The sequence below is a fragment of the Jeotgalibacillus sp. 10bf12 genome (genome assembly GCF_055597105.1).
Genome location: NZ_CP200276.1, coordinates 737,604 through 759,919, shown reverse-complemented (window position 1 = coordinate 759,919; position 22,316 = coordinate 737,604). Strand labels below are relative to the sequence as shown.

Genomic DNA, 22,316 nt, shown 5'->3' with positions numbered 1-22,316 from the left:
ATGTGAGTTTAGAAAAAGAAATAGAAGCAAGCATTAATGAGATAAAAACAGACTCATATAGTATGTCCATTGGAGAAGTCACTAATCTGTATAAAGAAGATGACATTGAAATTTTTCCCGAGTATCAAAGATATTTTAGATGGAATCAAACTCAAAAATCTGACTTAATAGAGTCGATAATATTAGGAATACCAATTCCTCCTATATTCGTGGCACAAGAATCTTCAGGGAAATGGGATGTAATAGACGGATTACAGAGAATAAGTACAGTACTCGAATTTGTAGGAATCTTAAAAAAAAGAAACAGTGAAGAAGAGTTGTATGAGCCTAGCAGAATGACAAAGACAAAATTTTTACCTTCACTCGAGGGTAAATGGTGGGAAAACAAGCATGACACCACAAACAGTTTAAGTGCTGATTTAAGAAGGCGTATTAAGAGAAGTAAACTAGATTTTATAATTATTGATAGTACTACGAACCCTAAAGCCAAATATGAGATGTTTCAGAGGTTAAATACAAATAGCTCACAACTTACAGGGCAAGAAATTAGAAATTGTTTGATGCTAATGATTAACCCAGAATACCATGAGATGGTAAATTCTTTAGCTAGAAATGATGTCCTTCAGGGCATGTTATCGCTAACCTCAAAGTTTTTAGAAGAGCAGTATGACAAAGAATTAATAGTAAGATATATTGTAGCCCGGTCAGCAAATTTGGAAGAAATTAATCTGCAACAAGATATGGGAATATATTTAACAGAAGAATTGATGAACTTGATGGAGTTAAGTTCAGCAGATTTAAAACAATTTATTGAAGACTTTAAAGAAGCAATAAACTTATTAGATAAGTCCTTAGGGGATAATGGCTTTAAAAAGTATAACTCTGAAAAAGGTGATTTTTCGGGTGGATTTTCACTTAGTATGTATGAAGTTATTGTGGTTGGGTTAAGTGAAAATTACGAAAAATGGAAAGATATAAGTGAATTGGAAGAGAAAATTAAAGAAATTCCATTTGATAGTAGATTTGCACATGCTACGACGAGAGGTAAAAGACCAATTGCTAGGTTTCAAGAGTTGACTAGTTTGTCTAGGGAAATATTTAAAAATGAAAATTAGAAGTATCGAAAAGTTGGAGGAAAAGATTGATAAGGATTTTTCTTGGAGAAAATTGGAGCTTCTGCAGTTGAAAATGGCTATTGAAAAAAATAATGCTGCTCTCTCGAAAAAAACTCTTGTACGCAGTGGAATAGCGTTGCTGTGTGCTCATTGGGAAGGATTTATAAGAAGCGTAGCAAATTACTATGTTGTTTATGTTTGCAATCAAAAAATAAAATTTAAATACCTTAAAGAGAATTTTGTAGCATTCAAACTTAAAAGAGATGTAATCAATTTAGGGTCTTCACCAAAAAATACAGTCCATACTAAATTTATTTTAAGGTTGGAAAGTATAAAAGAAGAAGTATTTTATATTAAATATGACGATAGACCTTTTAACAGAATTATTAACACAAATTCAAATCTAAACTTTGAATTGTTTGATGAAATAATTAAAAGTATAGGGTTAGAAAATATATATGAAACGAAAAAGAATTACATAGATAATGAAATGTTAAAATATAGACATGAAATTGTTCATGGAGAAAATTATAAAGACACTGAATATAATTTCAATGAAGTTTACAATCAAGTTTTATCTATTATGGAGAGCTTCAAAAGTCAAGTAATTGAAGCGGCTGAAATAAAAGGGTATTTAAAATTATAAATTATTTGAAATAATATACTTAAAAGACTGGACTCGCTATATGTTCAGTCTTTTTAAGTTATTTAAGTAGTATAGATAATAATATATAATATAGTCTATGGAGGCTACATTATGATAACAAGTTTTTTAGATAATATTAATAATAATTCTACAGCAGTATCTTTAAACAGGCTAAATACCGAAAACAAAGAAAAAAATGAACAATACTTCACGCCGTTATCCGTTGCATCTTTTATGAGTTCTATGTTCAAACCCCAAGGCAAATCGGTTATAAGATTTTTAGATGCTGGTGCTGGACTTGGTAATTTAACTGCATCTTTTATCTCCACGGTTTGTAAATGGGAAAATAAACCTCAAAAAATTATAGCGGTATTATACGAAATTGACTCCACATTGATTCCAGACCTAAATAAAAATATAGAACTTGCTAAAGAATTTTGTGAAAATAACAATATTGAATTAGAAGTGACAATAATTAATCAAGACTATATTGAGAGCTGTATTAATGATATTAACTTTAAGGACAGTAAAAATCTTTTTGATTATATTTTGTTAAATCCACCTTACAAAAAAATGGGGACAAATCAACAGCATAAACAAAGTTTAATGAAAATTGGAATAGACGTCCCGAACTTTTATGCAGCGTTTGTCGCATTATCATACCGCTTACTGAATAAGAAAGCCCAATTAGTTTGTATTATTCCTAGAAGCTTTTGCAATGGACAATATTTTAAAGCCTTTAGAAAGGATCTCACAACTAGAGTCAAAATAGAAAAGTTGCATGTTTTTGATTCTAGAAAAAATATATTCAAAGATGACGTACTGCAAGAAACACTAATCATGTATTTGTCAAAAAACAAACAAAATGCAAATGATAGGATTGAGGTAACCCAGTCAGTCAAAGATGAATTTTCTGAAATAACAACTATTCAAAAAAGTTTTGAAGAAGTAGTATTTACAAATGATCCAGAAAATTTAATTCGTATAATTAAAGATGAAGACACAACTATTGTAGAGCGGATGCATAATCTGAATTGTGTATTAAAAGATTTAAATATTAGTGTTTCAACCGGACCTATAGTAGATTTTAGAGAGCATCCATCTCTTTTATCTCATGAGGGGAATATATGGTCACTGCCAATAATATACCCTGAAAACTTTGTGGCTGGCTTTGTAAAATGGCCAATATTCGGGAAAAAACCAGGATTTATATTAGAAAGTGAAAGTAATATAAATAAATTAAGAGAACCAGGTATTTATGTATTAGTCAAAAGAATGAGTTCAAAAGAAGAGCGTAAAAGGGTAGTCGCGGCTATATATAACAGTGAAAAAACGTCACAAAGAAAAGTAGCTTTTAATAATAATCTGAATTATTTTCATATAAATTTTTCTGGCTTAGATAACTTAAACTTAGCAAGAGGTTTATCGTTATATTTAAATTCATCATTAGTAGATAACTATTTTAGAACTTTTAGTGGGAGTACCCAAGTGAATGTGGGGGACTTAAAAACTTTAAAGTATCCATCACTAAAGCAATTAGAATTTTTGGGGACTCAATATGATCAAAAACTACCTTCTCAAGAAAGAATAGACCACCTAATTGACAATATATTATTTTTCTAATAATAAAATAATATAAAATTCGTAGCTCTAAATATTTTTGTTACTTTAATATGAAATATTAAATAGGCGCCATTTAAATGACCACTCCAGAACAATACAAATGTACAACCATCCACTATACACTTATGTGATGGATAAAAGCAGAGGTGTTGTTAAAGCTACTGTTGAAGATTTGTTGCTTAATGCAAAAACTGATGAAGATATAACACCTGATCAGACCTACTCTATTAGTGGAAATAAGATGAGCGTGAAGCCTTTGGATTTGAATTGTGAATTTGTAGAGATTCAGGGTGAATTGAATCGTATTGCGAAAAGGTTTATAGAAAATTTTTAGCGCTGATGAATTTGAATCAGCGTTTTTCTTATTTCTTACCAATGACAAAAGTAAATAAACAGAAAAATTAATTAAGTGAGAAATAGCAAATATTTAAAATTTTTATCAGACTGTTATTTTTAATTCCAAAATCAATATATAGTACGTTTCTATAAATATTTAACAACATGTTGTGTTTTTTTGCTTTATTAGATAAAATATTTAAGAGAGTGGATTGAATGTAAATATTTAAAATTAGATTTCGGCATATATCACACATACATCTAACGAGTTGAAAAGTGAGAAAATTAATAATTATATCATTATTGACTACAGCCAAGGGATAGATCCAGTGTTGCCATCTTTTTGACCCACCAATGACATCCATTTGATCCACCGTTGCCATACGAGATCCACATAAAGATAAAAAAAATAGAGTACAAGCAGATTTAATAGAAAACAGCCATGGAAACACAATGGCTGTTTTGTTTATATTAATCTATTTTAGCTTCATTCCCTGCAACCTGTCTCTAAGTATAACTACAGCCTCAAACACAAGGAAATCGATATCAATATCTTCTTCATCCGTGTAAAGACAGTGGCAAAGAAGGTATTCTTCAATATCTACCATTAGCTCTTCAGGCATAAAGTTATGAAAGAAATACCTCGCAATACGATTTTCTACTTCTTCAGGAATCATCGTGAACCCTCCAGTCCATGGCGCTCCCGCATAGAAACATCCCCATCTAACATCAAGTGATATGAGCCGTGTACAATGCGATCAAGAATGGCATCTGCCAGTGTACCTTCTCCAATCTTTTCATGCCATCCCCGAGGATCAAACTGCGAACAGAAGATGGTGGAGGCTACTTGATACCTTGATTCGATGATCTCCAGAAGGTCTCTCGCCTCAGTTTCTCTCAGCGGGGTTAAGAGCCATTCATCAAGAATCAACAACTCTACTTTTGTATACTTTTTGATGACCTTACGGTAAATACCTTCACCTCTAGCGACTGCGAGCTCATCTAATAAATCAGGCAGACGGATGTATTTCACTTTATAGAACTGACGACAGGCAGCGACGCCAAAAGCACACCCCAGATATGTTTTTCCGTTTCCGGATGCACCTTTGATAATGATATTGTGCTTTTCCTCGATATATCTTCCTGTCGATAATCTCAGGATCTGTGTTTTATCTAATTTACGGTCACCATGGTATTCAATGTCTTCAATACAAGCCTGGCTATCTCTAAATTCTGCACTTCTGATGAGTCGATCCAGTTTGGCATTTTTTCTTCGTCCCCACTCAATGTCTACAAGCATACCGAAGCGATCTTCAAACGATAACTCCTGATATTCAGGATTTTTTAATTGGTCCATATATCTTTCTGCCATCGCGGTCATTCTCATCTCATTCAATTTAGTTAGTGTGTTTTCAGTTGTCATTAGTTCTTACCTCCATAGTAGTCTGCGCCTCTTGTAAAACCGTAAGGGTTGGGTTTCATGTCTTTTTTAACGATGTCCTCTTTAAAAGTGTCAGGCAGTTTATCTTGTCCATTCTTTAAGATCGTCTGGATACTTTTCAGCGTAGGTCTGCTTGTATGTTTCAATGCGCGCTCACACGCTTTTTCTAAGCGCTCTACAGAGTATTGATCCGCCAGTTTAATAACGCCCAGACAAGCTTTAATAGCTTGTTTTTCAACCCGATAAGAAGCAAAAATACGATCGATGGTGACTAAAATATTTGCGCCAGCTGTTGCACCCCAGTTACGGACGTATGACTGATCAAAGTCCACATACTGTTTATGTTCTTTAGGCATATGATCAGACAGTGTACTGAACTGTCCAGGCTTGCCCTTTAATTTTTTATGAGAAGCAATTCGCAACCCTTTATAAAACACCTCTACAATGGTTCTGGTCACTCGAATATCTACTTGATATTTGACGTAATCATAGGGAACTGAGTAAAACATTTTATCGACAACTATGTGATAATCGTATTGTACGGTCGCAATTCGCCAAGTTGCGATTTCGTATGTTGAAGCAGGCAACGGTGTTAATGCGAAGTGCTCTTCTTCTTTGAATGCCGTGTGTCTGCTTCCTTGTTTCTTTTGAAACGGTTTGTGATTAAATTCCTTAAGCTTTTCATGAACGACACTATTTAATTCTTGTAAGCTAAAAAACTCCTGGTTTCTTAGTGAAGCGATAATCCATGTAGAAATGTGTCCAACTGTACTTTCAGCGCTTGCCTTATCTTTTGGGTGTCTCACACGCGCTGGAACAATCGTCGTTTGATAGTGTTCGGCCATCTCCTGATAGCCTGTATGGATGATTGGTTCATATCTTGAAGCCTTTACCACACCGGTTTTAAGGTTGTCGGGCACAATGACTCTCGGAACACCGCCATAAAACTGAAATGCATGGATATGAGCTGTGATCCAGGCCTCTGCGTTCATCGAGAGGAAACCTTCTACGTAAGCGTACTGACTGCACGGAAGGGCAGAAACAAAGATATAAACAGGTATGTCTTCACCTGTAAGCTGATCTTTCAATGACATGGTTTGACCAGCCCAATCAACTTCCAACAGCTCTCCCGGTTTCCGTTTGATACGCATTGTCGCCTTTGTCTTGCAAGCATAATCATGGTAGACTCTGCAGAATTGACGATAGCTATAGGGGATTTCTTCGCTTGATCGGCAGCTTAAAGAATACTCTTCCCATAGTAACGTTAAATTAACGCCAGGCTTAGCTAACTCTTTATGAATAAGATTACAGTCTGGTTTTCTTCTGAAATCAATTGAAGTATGCTTTTCTGGAAACAATAACGCCTGTAAATCTTGATCCGTCATTCCTTCCTCTAATGGCCACTTTGTCTGACATTCCTCAGCTCTTTTCAATACCTCTCTAATGGTATTCCTGGAATTTGAAGTGCTTGAAGCAATCCCCCTTTGACTTATTCCCTGAGCGTGCAGCCTCAGGATTTCCCGATATTTAACCATAAAAAACCCTCCTGTATAACTGATTTACACCGTAAGGTGCACTTCAATTATAAAGAAGGGTGGATCTCTCTATGGCAGAGGTGGTATAAAAACGTGTCACTAGTGGATCAAAAAGATGGCAAAGGTGGGTCAATCTAATGGCTGTATTCAATTATTGCCATTAATGGAAATTTGTGTTTAGAATTAAATAGGGAGGTGAATTTTTACTTCAATGGAGTGCAGGAGGTGAGATTAATAAGAGAAAAGCTGAAATTCACATCAAAAAAACTCCTAACTAGAGCTGCAACTCAATAGTTAGAAGTTTCTTAGTAAAAAAATTTGTATTTGTAACTAACTATAATAAATGTGCTGATAAAATTTAACCCCGAAACTGACGTTCGTATCTTTAAAAAAGTTTGGGAAGTATAAAATATGGCTAAAAAAAGTTCCAAGAAACATCAATTCCAAAACTATCTCGCAAAGCATCAGCTGTACTAAGAGATAAGCGATCTGGTAAAAAAGCTAAATCACTGGCAGGCTATGTATTGTCTCAATCCAGATGATTATCTGCAGTGTTTGTAGAAAAAATTGTGGAGGTAATATAAATGGCGGTAAAGCATACACCGACAGGAGTAGTTCATAGTGGTAGTAAAGGTGGTAATACTGGTTGCGGTTTTAATACCAGTGAACATTCAAGTCATTGGGTGAATACAAGTTCCAGAATTAATTGTGATAAGAATGGTTGTAGGAACTAAGCGTTTAAAAAATAAATGATTTAAATAAAAAAATCAAGTACTGTTCTAAATCAGTACTTGATTTTTTTAGGGAGATTAGAGTATTTCTATCTAATTTATTTCTTAATAGCTTGGTTCTACTTCCTCAAGTTGCAACGTAAGTGTTAGCTTATCTAGTATTTAGAATTTTTGAAATATCACTTATACAAAAATTAATTATACAGAAGGAGAATTGTATGTTAAATGATTATGAAAAGCTATACAGCATAAAGAATGATCTAGAAGAAAGTATCAAGCAAAACAAAATTTTTAAGTTGTCAGTTGACGAAGCAGTAGTTTTAATTTTCGAGAAAGTAGGTGTCTTATTTTCATTTTCCATTACTTCAGAACATGAAAAAATTCAAAAAGTCATTAAAGAATATGTTAAAACTAATGCTTCAGAAATTGAAGATATTTCATTTTTTCAAGAATCTTTAAAGTGGATCTTTCGTTGGTGTGCAATTTATTGTGAAGAAGAGTCTTTAATTAATAAAGAAGATATAGTCGCTGAAGAAGTTTTTCAATTCATGGGTACTGCTTATGCTTATGAAAAATTTATTGATATGTGGGAAATGCACAATCATAAAAAAGTTAAATTTCAAAAACATAGAAATAAAATAACTTTTGACTACATTAATGAAGAAAATTACATTACTCATCTTTTATATGATACTTATTTCCAAAAAGAAAGCGATGCCAAAAGTCGTGAAAAGATAGATCGCTTTATAGATTTTAATCATAATACTTTTGAAGAAACTATGAGTTTTGCGCATCAAATAGATTTTTCTTGTACATTTAACGTTGAGTTTGATCAGTTTAACTTGGATGAGTATAAAAAGTTCTCTACAACATTAACACAAATACTATCAGAAAACAGAATAAGAAAATTTAATGGATCTGGTTATATTATAAACCCCAAAAAAGAGGGATTTATAATGTATAAAAAGGAAATTTTTATAAATGATTTGGCACAAAAAACAAAATTGACTAAAGAGAAAATAGAAAACATTATAAGTTTTTTTACGTACAATTTTTCTAATCCCAAAAGTGATGTATCACTATCTTATCTTGTTCCAATTTCAGATGACTATCTAGTTATATCAGAAGTGGTGTTTAGTCTTTCAAGACCAGAAGCTAATGCACTACGTTTACTAGCGAAGAACAAGTCACCGAATTATGATGCTGCTCAAAATAATTTTGAAGAACAAGAAAGAAAAGACATAGAAAGAAGTATTAACAAAAATTTTTTATTGAGTTACGGAACTAGTAAAGCACAAAAAAACCTTCCAGGAATTGATATGCTTGTTTTTGATCCTGTAGAAAGACACCTTCACATAACTTGATATAAAAAACTTAGATGAAATGTTAAAAAAAGCTTATCAACAAGTAGAAGTGGCTAAAAGTTTGACTAAAGACCGTTTGCACACATTATTAGAAGAATATTTTGGGAGTCAATACAACAAAGTCAATCCTGAGCATATTGATTACTTTGTTTTAACAAATTATTCTATAGGGACTGGGATAGGAGTAAACATGCCAACACCTATTCTTTTAACTGACCATTATAAAGATTTAATGAAAAAAAGAAATGGCATGTCATTAGTTAGAACTATTTTAAATAGTAGTGATAAAAAACTACCAATAGAACGAAAAAAAAGATACAGTCGTTTTTCTCTTCTTGGTTATAAAATATTAATACCTGAGTATGGATTTCGACTAAATTTATCAGAAAATTGAGCAAGTTCGAGAAAACTGCATTCTAAATAAAGTCTAACTGATAGTACAAGCGAATTCTGTTTTAATATGTGCTCTAGACATCGACATCTATAGTATTTTGAATTTTATAGCCTTTCAAAAACTGCACTATTGCCCCTATAATAAAACCAACAAACTCCCGGGGTGAATCCATGAAAAAGCTCATACTACTACTAACCATTCTAATTCTATCCGCCTGCGGACTGCCCGAAGGCGAAGTCAATACACCATCCAACGACCAGGCTGTACTTGAATTCTATACACCTAAAGTAGAAACGGAACCGCTCTTTGATGAGCTCATTCAGGAGTTTGAGGCGGACAATCACGGTGTTGATATCCGGCAGGTGGTTGTGCCGGGTGGGATGACAGTGCTGAAGACGCGGATGGCACGGGGGGATGTGCCTGATTTGTTTGTGACGTATCCGATTGAACAGGATTATGTGATTCGTGCAGAGAAGGGATATTTGATGGATTTGACGGATGAGGCGTTTGTGTCGCGTGTGGAGCCTTCGATTCAGGAGCGGTATCTGGTGGATGACCGGATGTATGGGGTTGCGCTGACGCAGAATGCGGTTGGTGTGCTGTATAATAAGGGTCATTTTGAGAAGCTGGATCTCTCTGTTCCGAGGACTTGGGATGAGTGGCTTGAGACGCTGAAGGCTTCAGGATATAAGTCGTTAATTACGTCAATATGAAGCAAGGGATGATCCTTTTAGAAACTTTTTGCTAAATTATACGTATAACAATAAAGTTGCATTATGTAAGAATAGAAAAAGATAAAATGATTAAGTTTACAATCTAAAAGTTGAATTTATGAATTTTAAAAGGAGTTGTGAAAATGGCAATTGTCCAAGATTCATATAACATATCACAGGATACTGAATTAAAGATTAGTGCGGGAGAATATAAGAGGCATGGCAGCGTGGTTCGTAATAACAAGGGTCAAATTATAGAACATCTCAGACCCATCTCCAAGACAGAGCTAATTTTGCGATATGCTTGGGATAATAGGGAAATCATAATTAAGGGGTGTAAGGTTAGTTTAGTAATAGCAAGTGCTTATATGGAATCAAAGAAAAAACAAGAGACAAGTGTTGATGTGGAATTTAAAGAGGCTTTAAAGGTCTACTTGTGTGCAATTCGAGGTGGGGCCCTTACAAGGGAGCTAATTATAAATGTGATGGGAAGTTTAAGCGAACTTGTGATGCACCCTAATTTCGAAAAAACTACCATTACACTAACATTTGAAGAGTTAAATAGCATATTCGAATATACCAAAAAAATTGCAGAAGATAATGCAATTGAATTTATCAGCCTTGAAAAAGATACACCTTTACATTATGAAAATCCAATTATTCCTTTGCAGTATTATCTTGATACTCAAAAAAGTATTTTGGAGTTAGTATCTTAGACGATACAAGGTTAATCTTACCATGAGCAAATAAGATGTTTAGACTGCCGATCAATAGTCGGCAGTCTTTATTTTTTCAATCACAGCTGCTGACAATTTACATATAAGAAAAGTTAAGAAACTATTTTTAATAAATATATGTGCTAAGAACTAAAATGGAGATAAATGCATTTTTATAGTACAGTGCTATAATTTATACCAATGAATTACTTTTGGAGGTGCACGATGCAGGATATTTTGAACACTCAAAAAGAAGCGTATAAAGTGTGGGTTACAGAAAATTTAGGTGAAAAGACAGGTATGTGGTATACACCATACCTTGAAAAGCTTGGACAACTTTTAGAGAACTTTGAATTAGAAAGCGGTTATGAAGAGAATTTTTTCAATTATCAATCATACGCAGAATTTAAAAACGTTTATCAAGAAATAACTGAACAAAGTGATGAGGATATTGAGAAGTTGGTAACTGGAGGAGGTACACCACGATACCCTCAACAGTTTGGTACGACAAGAATTCAATTTAGATATAAGTATGCGAAGGATGAATATGAGCGAGGTGTAAGAAGTAAGCCTGATAATATAGGTGGGATACCCGATTGGGGAGTCTTAATGCGATCTTATTTAATCTTTTTATATTACCAGGAGAACCCTGCTTTAATTTATCCTAAAAAAGAGAAGAAAATTGCCAGCGATGAAGTTGAAATTGACAACAGTATCAATTATTGGGTGATTTCACCAGCTGAGTATTCGAGGTTGTGGTCTCTATTCCACGACGAAAACATGATTGCGCTTGGTTGGGACTATTTGGGGGATTTAAAAGGCTATGATTCAAAGGAAGATTTTGCACGTAAAATAACTGAACAAAGAGCGGATGGGATACGTCCTGTTAATGATACAAAGGCTGTATGGGATTTCTACCGTGAAATTGGAATTGGTGATGTTGTCTATGTAAAAGAAGGAATTAAGAAAATACTAGCACGTGGAATTGTTACGGGAGATTATTATTTTGATGATGAAGCGTCAGAGTTTAAACATAGAAGAAAAGTGGACTGGCTTCAAGTTGGAAAGTGGGAGCTCCATCAGAGTTTTCCTCAAAAAACGTTAACATGCCTAAACCCTTATCCGAATTTGATTCAGGAGATCGATCAAGTAATCAATGAGGATTTTATTGACCACAAAACTGCTGAAGTAAATGAATTCCGAAATTGGTTATCTAATCAGGTTACTGATACAGGAGCCAACTTGACTGATAAGACAATTAAACAAAAAATAAGTGCGTTAAAGGACATAGAGCACCATTTCGAGGCTTCAATTTTTGGTGAAACAGATATTGAGGAACTAAAACGATTGAAAGATGTCGTCGTATCTGATGAGGCATATCAGAAATACAAAGGCGTTGCGGGAAGTTCAATTGACTACTATATTCGCTATGCTGAATCTAAGCCTACTGTGCAGCCAAATCCACCTTTTACAGTTGAGACATTTCTTTCAGATGTTTTTATCGAAAAGAAGGAGCTTGTTCGTCTGATATCTTTGCTTGAAAATAAGAAGAATCTTATTTTGAAAGGCGCACCTGGAGTAGGTAAAACATATATTGCCAAACGCTTAGCATATGCCATGATGGAAGAAATAGATGACACGCGTGTTCAAATGGTTCAGTTCCACCAAAGCTATAGTTATGAGGATTTCATTGAGGGTTTCCGTCCAAAAGCTGAGGGAGACGGATTTGAACTGAAACAAGGTCCATTCGTGAAGTTTGCCAGAAAAGCTGCACGGGATCCGGAACGACCCTACTTCTTTGTCATTGATGAAATTAATCGCGGGAATATGAGTAAGATATTTGGAGAATTAATGATGCTGATTGAGGCTGATAAGAGAGGCGATCAAATCAACCTTCTTTACTCAAATGATAAATTTTCTGTACCTCCGAATCTATACATCATTGGCATGATGAATACGGCAGATAGAAGCCTGGCTTTATTAGACTACGCACTTAGAAGAAGGTTTTCATTCTTTGAAATTAAACCAGCTTTTCAAAATGATACATTTCATTCATACGTAAACGAACTGGATAATCCAGAGGCTTTGACTCGAGTCGTTGATGAGATTAAAAGCTTAAACAATCAAATTACTGAAGAGCTGGGTACGGGCTTTCAGATTGGTCACAGCTACTTTGTGGGTGATGCTTATAAAGTAGATACTGCAAATCGCTTAGAGGAAGTGATCGAGTATGAAATTATTCCGCAGCTATTTGAGTATTGGTTTGATAATGAACAGAAAGCAAACGATTGGGCTGAACGACTAAGAGGCTGTTACGATGGAGAGAAATAGTAATATTCCGATTCGTAATATTTACTACATGCTTTCTTATGCCTATCAAACGTTAAATCTTTCTGAGTACAAACAAATCGGGACAGAAGATTTTAAGAATGTAAAAGAGCTTTACGCAGCAATTTTATCGATTGGTATCCCCGTTTTGATTCGTGGAGGATTGAGCAAAGACTATATGAGCGTTGAAGAGACTTCCAATGTAATTAAAGGGAAAATTGATATCAATACGACGATCAAGAAAAATACATTGGTCAATAAAAAAGTCGCAATCGTTTACGATGAGTTCTCTGAAGATATATTGTTAAATCAAATTATTAAAGGGACGCTTCTTTACTTAGCCCACTCAAATAAAATAAATCATAAAATGCGTAAATCGTTTTACGGTCTATTACCATATTTTACTGAGGTAACAGCTGTAGAGCTGGACTTGCGACTATGGAAGAATGTTAAATATAACCGGCAAAATATTCGCTATCAATTCATTGTGGATGTATGCAGATATCTTTATGAGGAATTATTATTTGATGAAAGCTCTACCTCTCAGATCATGAAAGAGCTTCAGGATGAACAAAGATTATCATCATTATATGAAAAGTTCATTTATGCATTTTTCAAACGTGAATCAGATTATAAAGTATCACGTTCTCAAATCCAGTGGGACGTTGATGATGGCTTCAAAGAAGCATTACCCATTATGCAAACAGACCTTATACTTCAAAAAGATCATAAAACATTGATTGCGGATGCAAAATTTTATTCGGAAAATATGGTGGCTAGGTTTGAAGGTGGAGCTGCAAAACAGAAGTCCAGCAATCTTTATCAAATCTTTACGTATATAAACAATTGGAAAAAGAGCCCAGGTGAAAAGGTTGCAGGTATGTTGATTTACGCAAAAACAACTGCACTAAATCAACCTAACCATGTTTACCAGGTTAAAGGAAAACAAATTTTTGTGGTATCTCTTGATCTGCACCAAGACTTTAACGAAATAAAGAAAAGCTTACTGTCTTATGCTAACCAATTTTTTATGTAGTTTTATAAATTTGCTTAACTAATTGACGTATGGTTCGAGATGACAATTGATTTTATCTTGAAGAAAAATTCTTACATTTGCATACATAACCGGACCTTAAGACTGCTCTACAATCAAAAAGATTTAGCTGAAGAACGGTTTGGGGGTAAAACCATGGAAAAGTCATTATCAATAATTTTTAAATCAAAGCCAGAATCATGGGGGCTTAGAGGAGATCCCTATTTATGGTGCGAATTAGAACAGGCTTTTGCCGGTATACCAGTTCCTTGCTCAAAAGCGTGCTTTATAGACTGTTTTGAAAAGTTTTTTAAAAAGCTTACAAATTACCCGTTGAATACTGAAGGTGAATCTATTTTTGTGGAAAGATATGCACGAGGGGGCATGTCAAGCGGGCAGGTTAGTATGGAATTTTGGAGAAAAAAGGCTCTAGTGCTTTTACTCTATCGATTAGAAAAACTAAATTTAAGGGAGTAAGGTATTTCTATAACCATAAAGAATATTACCTCTAACCTTTTACTGATGATATAAGATTCATTGCAATTTACAGAGTTAGGAGGGGGAATACCTCCAGTTTGAAAAAATCTCATTTAGATATAGTCCGGTGAGTATGGCGATATTTAAGTTTTATTTAAAGCTCGGGAATCCACTTCCGCAATAAGCGGAAGCGGACCCTGGGCTTTTTATTTTATCTTGTGTAGATCATTTTAGTGAACTGTTAGCCTTCAATGTTAAGAATTTTTATAGCTTAAAAACCCAGTTTAAATTACAATCAAATTAACAAAATTATACTCTCTAGAGGTGTTAGCATGTCAGGTAAAGAGATTTCACAGGGTAAAGTTGAGAAAATGCTGGATTGGTCATATGAAAAAGCTTTAATTGAAATTCCGGGCATGGATAACGCTTATGAATTGGCCGAAAATTTCCTATCAAAAAATGATTCAACTGATGGGGCGATTAATAGCCTGATCCGGTGGCAAAATACTAAATTGACAACAAGCGGTTTTCTAACAGGATTAGGCGGTTTGATTACATTACCAGTAGCCATCCCAGCAAACATCGCTTCCGTTACATACGTACAAATACGAATGATTGCGGCAATTGCACATATACGGGGATACGACTTAAAGGATGATCAGGTCAAAATATTTGTATTTGTCTGCCTGACAGGTCAGTCTGCTTCAGGTGTTTTAAAGCAGTCAGGGATCAAAGCAGGAACATTAATGACTAAGCAGATGATAACAAAAATTCCAAGTGGAGTGATCAGGTCAATAAATAAAGCTGTAGGCTTCCGTCTATTAACTAAGTTCGGTGAAAAAGGCGTAGTGAATCTCGGTAAGGCAGTACCTCTGATTGGAGGAGTCATTGGAGGAACGGTTGACGGTATAGGGACTAATATTATAGGGAAAACAGCTAAAAAAGTGTTTGTTTAATACTGATTATCTATAAACTTGTGTGTCGGAAATAAGTAATTACAATTGATTTGGCTTTTTGTAAATGATATTATTATCGACACATGAAAGACCCTTCCGAAAGGTCGTCTGGAAAATAGGGTAACAGCTATTTCTAGATTTAAGGAACTTAACTCCTTGAAACAATTATGACTTGTGTAATTGTCTCAGGGATTTTTTATGTCCATTTAATAAGGATGGCGCCAAATCAAAAAAAATCTACAAAATTCAATTGAATTATATAAAAATTAAGTTTGTGTAAGGATTGTTTTTAGCACACTGTATTTGGCAAGTAAAAAAATGTCGGAAATGGCAAATAAAAATGCTTGCCACTTACAACAACACCTTTGATCATTGTTGAATAGATTCCTTATATTAGTCTTAGATTTTAATGCTTTGTTCCACACTATCAATGTTAAGAATAACAAAGCAAATTGAAAACGCTGTCAACAAAATTAGACAAAGAAAAAAACTCAACCAAATAAAGATTGAGTTTTTTCTTAATCCATTATTAATATCGGCCCCCAAGTGCTGCATCATTTGGCATGCTTGCATTGATGCGCTGTAGGTCTTCAGAAGTGAGGTTGACGTTTAGAGATTCGACATTTTCTTCCAGGTGTTTGATGCGTTTCGTTCCTGGGATCGGCAGGACTCCGTGAGCCATCGTCCAGGCAATGGCCAATTGTGAAGGCGTGCAATTTTTCTCCAAGGCCATTTCTTTAATCTTATCTACTAATTCCACATTTTTAGAGAAGTTTTCCGGCTGGAAACGTGGAAGACCTCTGCGTATATCGGTTTCTTCCAGATCTTCGAATTTGTTCAGTTCTCCTGATAAAAAACCTCTGCTTAAAGGGCTGTACCCAACAAAGCTTATACCAAGTTCGTTGACTGTCGGCATGATCTCAGACTCCACTTCACGGCTCCATAGCGAATATTCGGTTTGCAAAGCTGTGATTGGATGTGTCGCATGTGCCCGGTGGATTTGCTCAGGAGTTGCTTCTGATAAACCGATCGCCCGGACTTTTCCTGCCTTGACCAGATCCGCCATCGCTCCTACCGTTTCTTCGATAGGCACATTGGGATCGACACGGTGCTGGTAATACAAATCGATATAGTCAACATCTAATCGCTTAAGGCTTTTATCAATAGACTCTTTCACGTAATCAGGATGACCATAGATGCCTTCAAAGTTAGGACTGAATCCAAACTTGCTCGCAATAACAGCTTGTTCCCGTCGACCCTTCAACGCCTTGCCAAGCAGTTGCTCGTTATGTCCATTGCCATATACATCGGCTGTATCAAGCAATGTAACGCCTAGGTCTAATGCATGGTGGATTGTGCGGATAGACTCCTCATCATCAACTTGACCGTACAATGGCGACATCCCCATCAAACCTAATCCAATCGCTGACACTTCCAGATCACTGTGACCTAATTTTTTCGTTTTCAACAGCAGCTCACCCTTTCATGTATCGTTTCAAATTAAGGAAATTACCTGCTGGCAACTCCTCGTATCAAACTATACAAGTTAAAGGACGCTTTAAGTCAAGGGGAGGGTTCAATCAAAGATCCCTGGGGTTCTTTTTAAGAATAATTAAATCATAGAAGGTTATTTTTCTGTTTATCTTCTCCAGATGTTTGATAGTCATCGCTAATTGCTCTTCAACAAGCTGCTTGTGATCCGTAAGTGTTTTCCTTCTTTGATCCAGTGTCTCATCACCCACATGATACATCTCAAGGTATTCTTTAATCGCCTCCAGCGGCATGCCAGTATCTTTTAAAGCCATAACCAGCTCCAGCCATTCCAGCTCCTGTGCTTTATAAACTCTTCGTCCGTTGCTGCTTCGATCTATTGCTGGAAGGATGCCTTCCTTTTCGTAAAAACGTAATGTTGATGAAGGGATGCCATACATTTTTTCTACCTCATTTATCGTATACACCATTAAAACCGCCTTTTACTTAAAGTTTACTTTAACAAAGAGTAATCTATTTCAAAAAAAAATACAATTCTATGCAGTGGGTTTGCAAGAAGACTACTGCATAAATGAAATATTCGTTGCAGTTCTTGAAAAAAGAATGAATTTATCGCTAAGAATGTTAGAGGGATGATTTAAAGATTATATAAGCCATTTATTTTTAAAGTATGTAAAATTACAAGTTTACATATCATACATTTATGGAGCTTAATCATATGACATATATTATGAAAAGGAGCATGTTATGTATAATTACTACGCTGGGACGAATATGAATCCTCCGAATGTAGTTTCGTTTGCACGTGGAGATGTAACTGGAGATAGAGTGCCAGATAATGTCTATTTAACCGGCATAATGACTCCGGATAGTCCATTTATTCAACATATCACGCTGCTCGTTCAGGATGGAAGATCTGGCGTGTTAACAAGTGTCCCACTTCGAGAAAATGCAGGCTACAATCCGACTGTATTCCTTGGGGATTTTACCGGGAATGGAGTAGATGATATTTTAATCAGTATTACGACAGGTGGTAGTGGTGCAATCATGTACCATTATATTTATTCCTTTGTGGGTAATACACCACAATTATTATTTGATTTCAATGTATATAATGAGCAGTATCAGTATGAGGTCCATTATCAGGATGATTATAAAGTGGAAGTTGTCAGCTTGATCAATCATCAAAAGTACATCATAGATATCTCAACAAAAGGCAGTGAGTATTTAAATGAAATATATGATGAAAATGGCAAACTGAAGAGCCCTGTTACTGGATTTGTAAATCCTCTGAGTGGTTTATATCCTGTAGATTTTGATTCAAATAATCGGTATGAGCTATTGGCTTATCAGAAAATTGCCGGGAGATATAATGCTGATTCTTTAGGGTATGTTTTGAATACTTTAGGATGGCTGGATCATCCGTTTGTTTTGCAAAATCAGTATGTTGCTATTTTTGGAAATGAACATATATAAGTTTTATTTAAAGCTCGGGGATCTACTTCAGCAATAAGCGGAGTGGTCCCGGGCCTTTTATTTGTATAAGCGAAGTCTGGGTCTGTCACAGCCTAAAGCTACCTTCGAGAAGAAATTTTGTTCTGACACTTTTTTGAAATGAATGGTATAATAAAGCTAATATTCTTAAAATTAGAAAAGCGAGTGGAACGTATGAACATAACGCCTAATCATCATTTAATCAATGTGGAAGAACAGCGCAATGAAGGATATAGAACAGAACCCGAAAAAGCGGCAGAGCAACATCTTTTTGAGGCCGATGGGTCTGTCATGATGGTCGGAGATACAGCGATCCCGTTTACGAAGCAGCATGAATGGCCGCTGGTTGTGGTGCTTAAGGATGTACTAAGCTCCGGGGAATGTGATCAGCTGATTCAATTATCGACGGATAGAATGAAACGTTCGAAAATCAGCAGTGATCGTGTGGTGAATCAGATGAGGACAAGTAGCGGCATGTTCTTTGAGGAGTCAGAAAATGATCTGGTCAATATCATTGAAAAGCGTCTTGCGAAGATCATGAATATCCCTGTTGAACACGCAGAGGGATTGCAAATCCTGAAATATACGCCAGGGCAGGAGTACAAAGCACACCACGATTACTTTTTGCCAACCAGTAAAGCAGCTTCAAATAATCGCATCAGCACAATGGTCGTTTACTTGAATGAGGTGGAAGAGGGAGGAGAAACCTACTTTCCTGCATTAGATATCTCGATCACGCCTCAAAAAGGGTCAGCTGTTTACTTCGAATACTTTTACATCGATGAAGAACTGAACAAACAAACGCTTCATGGTGGCGCACCTGTGATAAAAGGAGAAAAGTGGGTTGCAACACAGTGGATGAGGAGAAAAAGTGTACGATAATTGGGTCATGAAGAATATTTTCTGCTTTACATACTATTCATTTACGATAAATGATTTGAAGCAGTGATAGATTGAAACGTCTGCTTCATCCGCTCACAGGATGGCAGCCTGCACAGCTTTTCAGTATGATCGCAGCAATAAGCATGCTGATATAAATTTTAGTTAAAGCCCGGGAATCTGGTTTCACATGAAGTGAATCATTCCCGGGTTTTTCATATTGTTTAAGTATCATGATTCCGCTATTAAAAACCGCTTCCCCTTACCAAAAACAGCCTTTATAGACTTTCTCCTCGCAATCGCTTCTGCACTGCACACCGCATCAACAAGCATAAATGAAGCAGTATCACCTGGCTTTGGCCATTGCTGCTGACCTTCTGCTGAGAGAGGGGTGACCCCACCCGTTGCATATTTCAGTAACTGACTTAACCCGACTTCATCACTGATCCCAAAGCGTTCTCCGAGTATTGCGAGCTTATCGATTGTAATGCCGGTGCCAAAGGGTGACCAGTGATCTGTGATGCTGTCGTGGCCGACTGAGATGGGAATCCCTGCTCCCCACAAGGCCGGGATTGGAATCGTGGGACGGTTGATTGGGACGGTAGTCGTCACATCGATTTTTGCGTCGTTCAGAATGCCGGTCAGCTGCTTCAGCCGGTTCTCCTTCAGGTCGCCAAGCGCCAGTGCGTGACTGATCGTGACGCGTCCCTCATAGCCATTCTTTTTGACTAAGTCAGCGATTTGTTCCATTTCAAAAGCGCCGAGTGAATCCGGATCATGCAGGTGAATATCAATGTTTTTATCATAATCCTGTGCAATCGCAAACATCGCTTCAAGGGACTTGTTAATATTGCGGTCCACAGTTGCAGGGTCCACGCCTCCCACATGAGTGGCCCCGTGTTCCATCGCCTGACGGACAAGGGACTCCGCGTTACTTCTTAAGAGCCCGTGCTGCGGGAAAGCGACAATTTCATATGTCAGGTAATCTTCATATGCTTTGAGTGCACGGACTGTTGCTTTCAGGTTTTCAATCCCTGTGACCGGATCAATATTGCAGTGCGTGCGGATATGGGTATGACCATTTTGCAAAAGCAGTTCAATCATCTTTTTGGCACGGTCTTCTGCTACAGGCAGCTGTTCTTTCAGGATCGTCTGTTCTTCTTCAATCCTCGTGAAGATGCCATTTACAGCGGGCTCTACAGCTTTCCACGGTCCTGAGTAATACGTCTTATCAATATGAATATGCATCTCCCTGAATGCAGGCAGCAACAATGCGCCTTCTGCATCGATTACAGGAAGGTCGGTTTGAGCAGGATAAGTGGATGTCACCTCAGTGATGGTTTCATCCTCAATTTTGAGATGCGCCATTTCCGTAATAGTACTAGTCACCCGGCTTTCAAAATAAAATCCGGTTTCAATCGTTGCATTCACAATCCAATAAGCATTCATATACTGCCTCCATTTGTCTCAACGTTTTATACCATTGTAAAAGATAGGTAGTGATCATCTCAAATCTATCTGATATTTTACATTTTAGTGAAATGTTTTTGAGAGTGCCTCTGTGCCAGGAACAACATCCACACAATTCATGAGAATGATATAAACAAAATAAGATTGTGTGAGAATGGTATTTGATACAGTGACATTAAAAATCCCTAATCAATATTTGATCAGGGATGATGAAAGTCTATTCGTAATCAGCAGAAACAGTTGTTTCTTTCCAGTCTTCAACGGTATTTAAAAGAGTTGTATATTTGTGAGTAGCTACTTGATAAGCCATTTTCCCTAATAAAAGCCGGAGCGGTGGATTTGGTAACTCTACAATCTTCATAATGGCTTCAGCAGCCTTCGCAGGATTTCCTGGCTCATGACCATTGCTTGACGCAGCTCCTTGAATCATTTTCCCTACAGTGTCTTCATAGATTTTAGATTCTGTTTTGACTGAAGAACGCCCTGCCCAATCAGTGCGGAATCCACTTGGCTCAATCAATGAAACCTTTATGTTAAAGGGTGCGAGTTCCTGTGCCAGCGTTTCAGAAATTCCTTCTACAGCATATTTTGTTGCGTGATAGTATCCCATTGAAGGGAAGGATGCAAGACCCCCGATCGACGAAAAGTTAATAATGTGTCCGGATTTTTGACTTCTCATGGTTGGAAGAACAGCATTGGTCATATTCATTAAACCCCAGAAGTTAATTTCGAACATTTTGCGTGTCTCATCTTCCAAACTTTCTTCAACCGAACTAAAATAACCGATCCCTGCATTATTTACTAACACATCGATGCTGCCGAAGGTTTCTACACTCTTCTGAACGGCTTGATTTACTTCCTCTTTATTTGTAACGTCAAGCTTTAGTGCCAACACATTCTCACGATTTATTTTCTCCAAATCCAGAAGTGTTTCCGGGTTTCTCGCTGTTACAACTACCTGATAACCTGCATTTATCGCATGTATTGCAATTTCTCTTCCGAAACCTGTGGAACATCCTGTAATCAACCAGACTTTGTTGTTTTGGCTCACATGTATCACTCCTTTAATTTGTATATGGATAGCATACAAGTTAAAGTGAACTTTAAGTCAAGCGTTAAATTTCAGATTAAAAAATCTTTATTATTTTTTCTGCCAACTAATACATCATAAATGGCCATTTTCCTGTTGATCTTTTCAAGGTGCGCCAATGTTTGAGTCATTTTTTTTTCAACTTCTTCTTTATGGGTCAACAGCATGTTTCTTCGATTTTCCAATGTCTTGTCACCCTGCTTTAGTAACTCTACATATCTCTTGATTTCATCCATCGACATTCCGGTATTTTTTAAAGCGATCACTAATTGAAGCCACTCTAATTCTTCTTCAGAATATTGTCTTCGTCCTCCGCCATCTCTTTGAATTTTAGGAAGAATCCCTTCTTTTTCATAGAATCGTAAAGTCGAAGCCGGAAGTCCATACATCGTTTCAACGTCTTTGATGGTGTGCATGCTAACATCTCCTTTATAGTTGAAGTTAACTTTAACTATAAAGCCGGAATCATAAAAATTAAAGAATT

General features: G+C 36.2%; 21 protein-coding genes. 13 read left to right on the top strand and 8 right to left on the bottom strand.

Features of this window, described 5'->3' with window-relative positions; all coding sequences use genetic code 11:
* Nucleotides 1-2: 2 nt before the first annotated feature.
* The 3 genes from DH10bf12_RS03600 (at nucleotide 3) to DH10bf12_RS03590 (ending at nucleotide 3,384) form a co-directional block, all read left to right on the top strand.
* A complete protein-coding gene (locus DH10bf12_RS03600) occupies nucleotides 3-1,115 on the top strand; it encodes a GmrSD restriction endonuclease domain-containing protein (RefSeq protein WP_471737244.1) in 1,113 nt (370 codons plus the stop codon).
* Nucleotides 1,105-1,761, top strand: coding sequence for an MAE_28990/MAE_18760 family HEPN-like nuclease (locus DH10bf12_RS03595; protein ID WP_471737243.1), 657 nt, complete (start codon nucleotides 1,105-1,107; stop codon nucleotides 1,759-1,761). Before DH10bf12_RS03600 ends, DH10bf12_RS03595 begins: the two co-directional genes overlap by 11 nt.
* Before the next feature lie 111 nt (nucleotides 1,762-1,872).
* Nucleotides 1,873-3,384 (top strand): Eco57I restriction-modification methylase domain-containing protein, encoded by a 1,512-nt coding sequence (locus DH10bf12_RS03590; RefSeq protein WP_471737242.1) that lies wholly within the window; start codon nucleotides 1,873-1,875, stop codon nucleotides 3,382-3,384.
* Between the two features lie 812 nt (nucleotides 3,385-4,196).
* Here the strand turns inward: DH10bf12_RS03590 and DH10bf12_RS03585 are convergent.
* From DH10bf12_RS03585 to istA, 3 genes are read right to left on the bottom strand one after another with little or no spacing between them, the layout of a single operon-like run.
* Complete coding sequence (locus DH10bf12_RS03585) at nucleotides 4,197-4,397, bottom strand: hypothetical protein (RefSeq protein ID WP_471736651.1); 201 nt, start codon at nucleotides 4,395-4,397, stop codon at nucleotides 4,197-4,199.
* Nucleotides 4,394-5,143, bottom strand: a complete 750-nt coding sequence (gene istB, locus DH10bf12_RS03580) for an IS21-like element helper ATPase IstB (protein WP_471737241.1) — start codon at nucleotides 5,141-5,143, stop codon at nucleotides 4,394-4,396. Before istB ends, DH10bf12_RS03585 begins: the two co-directional genes overlap by 4 nt.
* On the bottom strand, nucleotides 5,143-6,696 hold the full coding sequence (istA, locus tag DH10bf12_RS03575) for an IS21 family transposase (RefSeq protein ID WP_471736652.1): 1,554 nt from the start codon (nucleotides 6,694-6,696) through the stop codon (nucleotides 5,143-5,145). The genes istB and istA overlap by 1 nt, the downstream gene beginning before the upstream one ends.
* 949 nt (nucleotides 6,697-7,645) lie before the next feature.
* Here istA and DH10bf12_RS03570 point away from each other — a divergent pair.
* The 8 genes from DH10bf12_RS03570 to DH10bf12_RS03535 all read left to right on the top strand — a co-directional run bounded on the left by DH10bf12_RS03570 (nucleotide 7,646) and on the right by DH10bf12_RS03535 (nucleotide 15,408).
* Nucleotides 7,646-8,791 carry a hypothetical protein gene (locus DH10bf12_RS03570; RefSeq protein WP_471737240.1) on the top strand — a complete coding sequence of 382 codons (1,146 nt, stop codon included), beginning with the start codon at nucleotides 7,646-7,648 and terminating at the stop codon, nucleotides 8,789-8,791.
* A gap of 19 nt (nucleotides 8,792-8,810) precedes the next feature.
* Nucleotides 8,811-9,185 (top strand): hypothetical protein, encoded by a 375-nt coding sequence (locus DH10bf12_RS03565; RefSeq protein WP_471737239.1) that lies wholly within the window; start codon nucleotides 8,811-8,813, stop codon nucleotides 9,183-9,185.
* A gap of 170 nt (nucleotides 9,186-9,355) precedes the next feature.
* Nucleotides 9,356-9,898, top strand: coding sequence for an ABC transporter substrate-binding protein (locus DH10bf12_RS03560; protein ID WP_471737238.1), 543 nt, complete (start codon nucleotides 9,356-9,358; stop codon nucleotides 9,896-9,898).
* A 143-nt stretch (nucleotides 9,899-10,041) separates the two neighbouring features.
* Nucleotides 10,042-10,614, top strand: a complete 573-nt coding sequence (locus DH10bf12_RS03555; protein ID WP_471737237.1) for a hypothetical protein — start codon at nucleotides 10,042-10,044, stop codon at nucleotides 10,612-10,614.
* Nucleotides 10,615-10,839: 225 nt separating this feature from the next.
* Complete coding sequence (locus DH10bf12_RS03550; protein WP_471737236.1) at nucleotides 10,840-12,945, top strand: AAA family ATPase; 2,106 nt, start codon at nucleotides 10,840-10,842, stop codon at nucleotides 12,943-12,945.
* Nucleotides 12,932-13,978 carry a 5-methylcytosine restriction system specificity protein McrC gene (locus DH10bf12_RS03545; RefSeq protein ID WP_471737235.1) on the top strand — a complete coding sequence of 349 codons (1,047 nt, stop codon included), beginning with the start codon at nucleotides 12,932-12,934 and terminating at the stop codon, nucleotides 13,976-13,978. Before DH10bf12_RS03550 ends, DH10bf12_RS03545 begins: the two co-directional genes overlap by 14 nt.
* Nucleotides 13,979-14,131: 153 nt before the next feature.
* Nucleotides 14,132-14,452, top strand: coding sequence for a hypothetical protein (locus tag DH10bf12_RS03540; protein ID WP_471737234.1), 321 nt, complete (start codon nucleotides 14,132-14,134; stop codon nucleotides 14,450-14,452).
* Nucleotides 14,453-14,784: 332 nt separating this feature from the next.
* A complete protein-coding gene (locus tag DH10bf12_RS03535; protein ID WP_471737233.1) occupies nucleotides 14,785-15,408 on the top strand; it encodes an EcsC family protein in 624 nt (207 codons plus the stop codon).
* 529 nt (nucleotides 15,409-15,937) lie between these two features.
* On the opposite strand, the gene DH10bf12_RS03530 is transcribed toward DH10bf12_RS03535, so the two are convergent.
* On the bottom strand, nucleotides 15,938-16,876 hold the full coding sequence (locus DH10bf12_RS03530; RefSeq protein WP_471737232.1) for an aldo/keto reductase: 939 nt from the start codon (nucleotides 16,874-16,876) through the stop codon (nucleotides 15,938-15,940).
* A 112-nt stretch (nucleotides 16,877-16,988) separates the two neighbouring features.
* Nucleotides 16,989-17,369, bottom strand: coding sequence for a MerR family transcriptional regulator (locus DH10bf12_RS03525; protein WP_471737231.1), 381 nt, complete (start codon nucleotides 17,367-17,369; stop codon nucleotides 16,989-16,991).
* Nucleotides 17,370-17,646: 277 nt separating this feature from the next.
* On the opposite strand from DH10bf12_RS03525, the gene DH10bf12_RS03520 reads away from it, so the two are divergent.
* Together DH10bf12_RS03520 and DH10bf12_RS03515 are read left to right on the top strand one after the other, a co-directional pair.
* A complete protein-coding gene (locus tag DH10bf12_RS03520; protein WP_471737230.1) occupies nucleotides 17,647-18,375 on the top strand; it encodes a VCBS repeat-containing protein in 729 nt (242 codons plus the stop codon).
* 192 nt (nucleotides 18,376-18,567) lie between these two features.
* Entirely contained in the window at nucleotides 18,568-19,275 is a 708-nt protein-coding gene (locus DH10bf12_RS03515) for a 2OG-Fe(II) oxygenase (RefSeq protein WP_471737229.1), read from the top strand.
* Between the two features lie 228 nt (nucleotides 19,276-19,503).
* Here the strand turns inward: DH10bf12_RS03515 and DH10bf12_RS03510 are convergent, their stop codons facing one another.
* The 3 genes from DH10bf12_RS03510 to DH10bf12_RS03500 form a co-directional block, all read right to left on the bottom strand.
* Nucleotides 19,504-20,721, bottom strand: a complete 1,218-nt coding sequence (locus DH10bf12_RS03510; RefSeq protein WP_471737228.1) for an amidohydrolase — start codon at nucleotides 20,719-20,721, stop codon at nucleotides 19,504-19,506.
* Between the two features lie 238 nt (nucleotides 20,722-20,959).
* Nucleotides 20,960-21,793: an oxidoreductase gene (locus DH10bf12_RS03505; RefSeq protein ID WP_471737227.1), complete on the bottom strand. Its 834-nt coding sequence runs from the start codon at nucleotides 21,791-21,793 to the stop codon at nucleotides 20,960-20,962.
* Between the two features lie 71 nt (nucleotides 21,794-21,864).
* The gene (locus tag DH10bf12_RS03500) at nucleotides 21,865-22,248 is read right to left on the bottom strand and encodes a MerR family transcriptional regulator (RefSeq protein WP_471737226.1); all 384 of its coding nucleotides are present in this window, start codon (nucleotides 22,246-22,248) and stop codon (nucleotides 21,865-21,867) included.
* Between the last annotated feature and the right edge of the window lie 68 nt (nucleotides 22,249-22,316).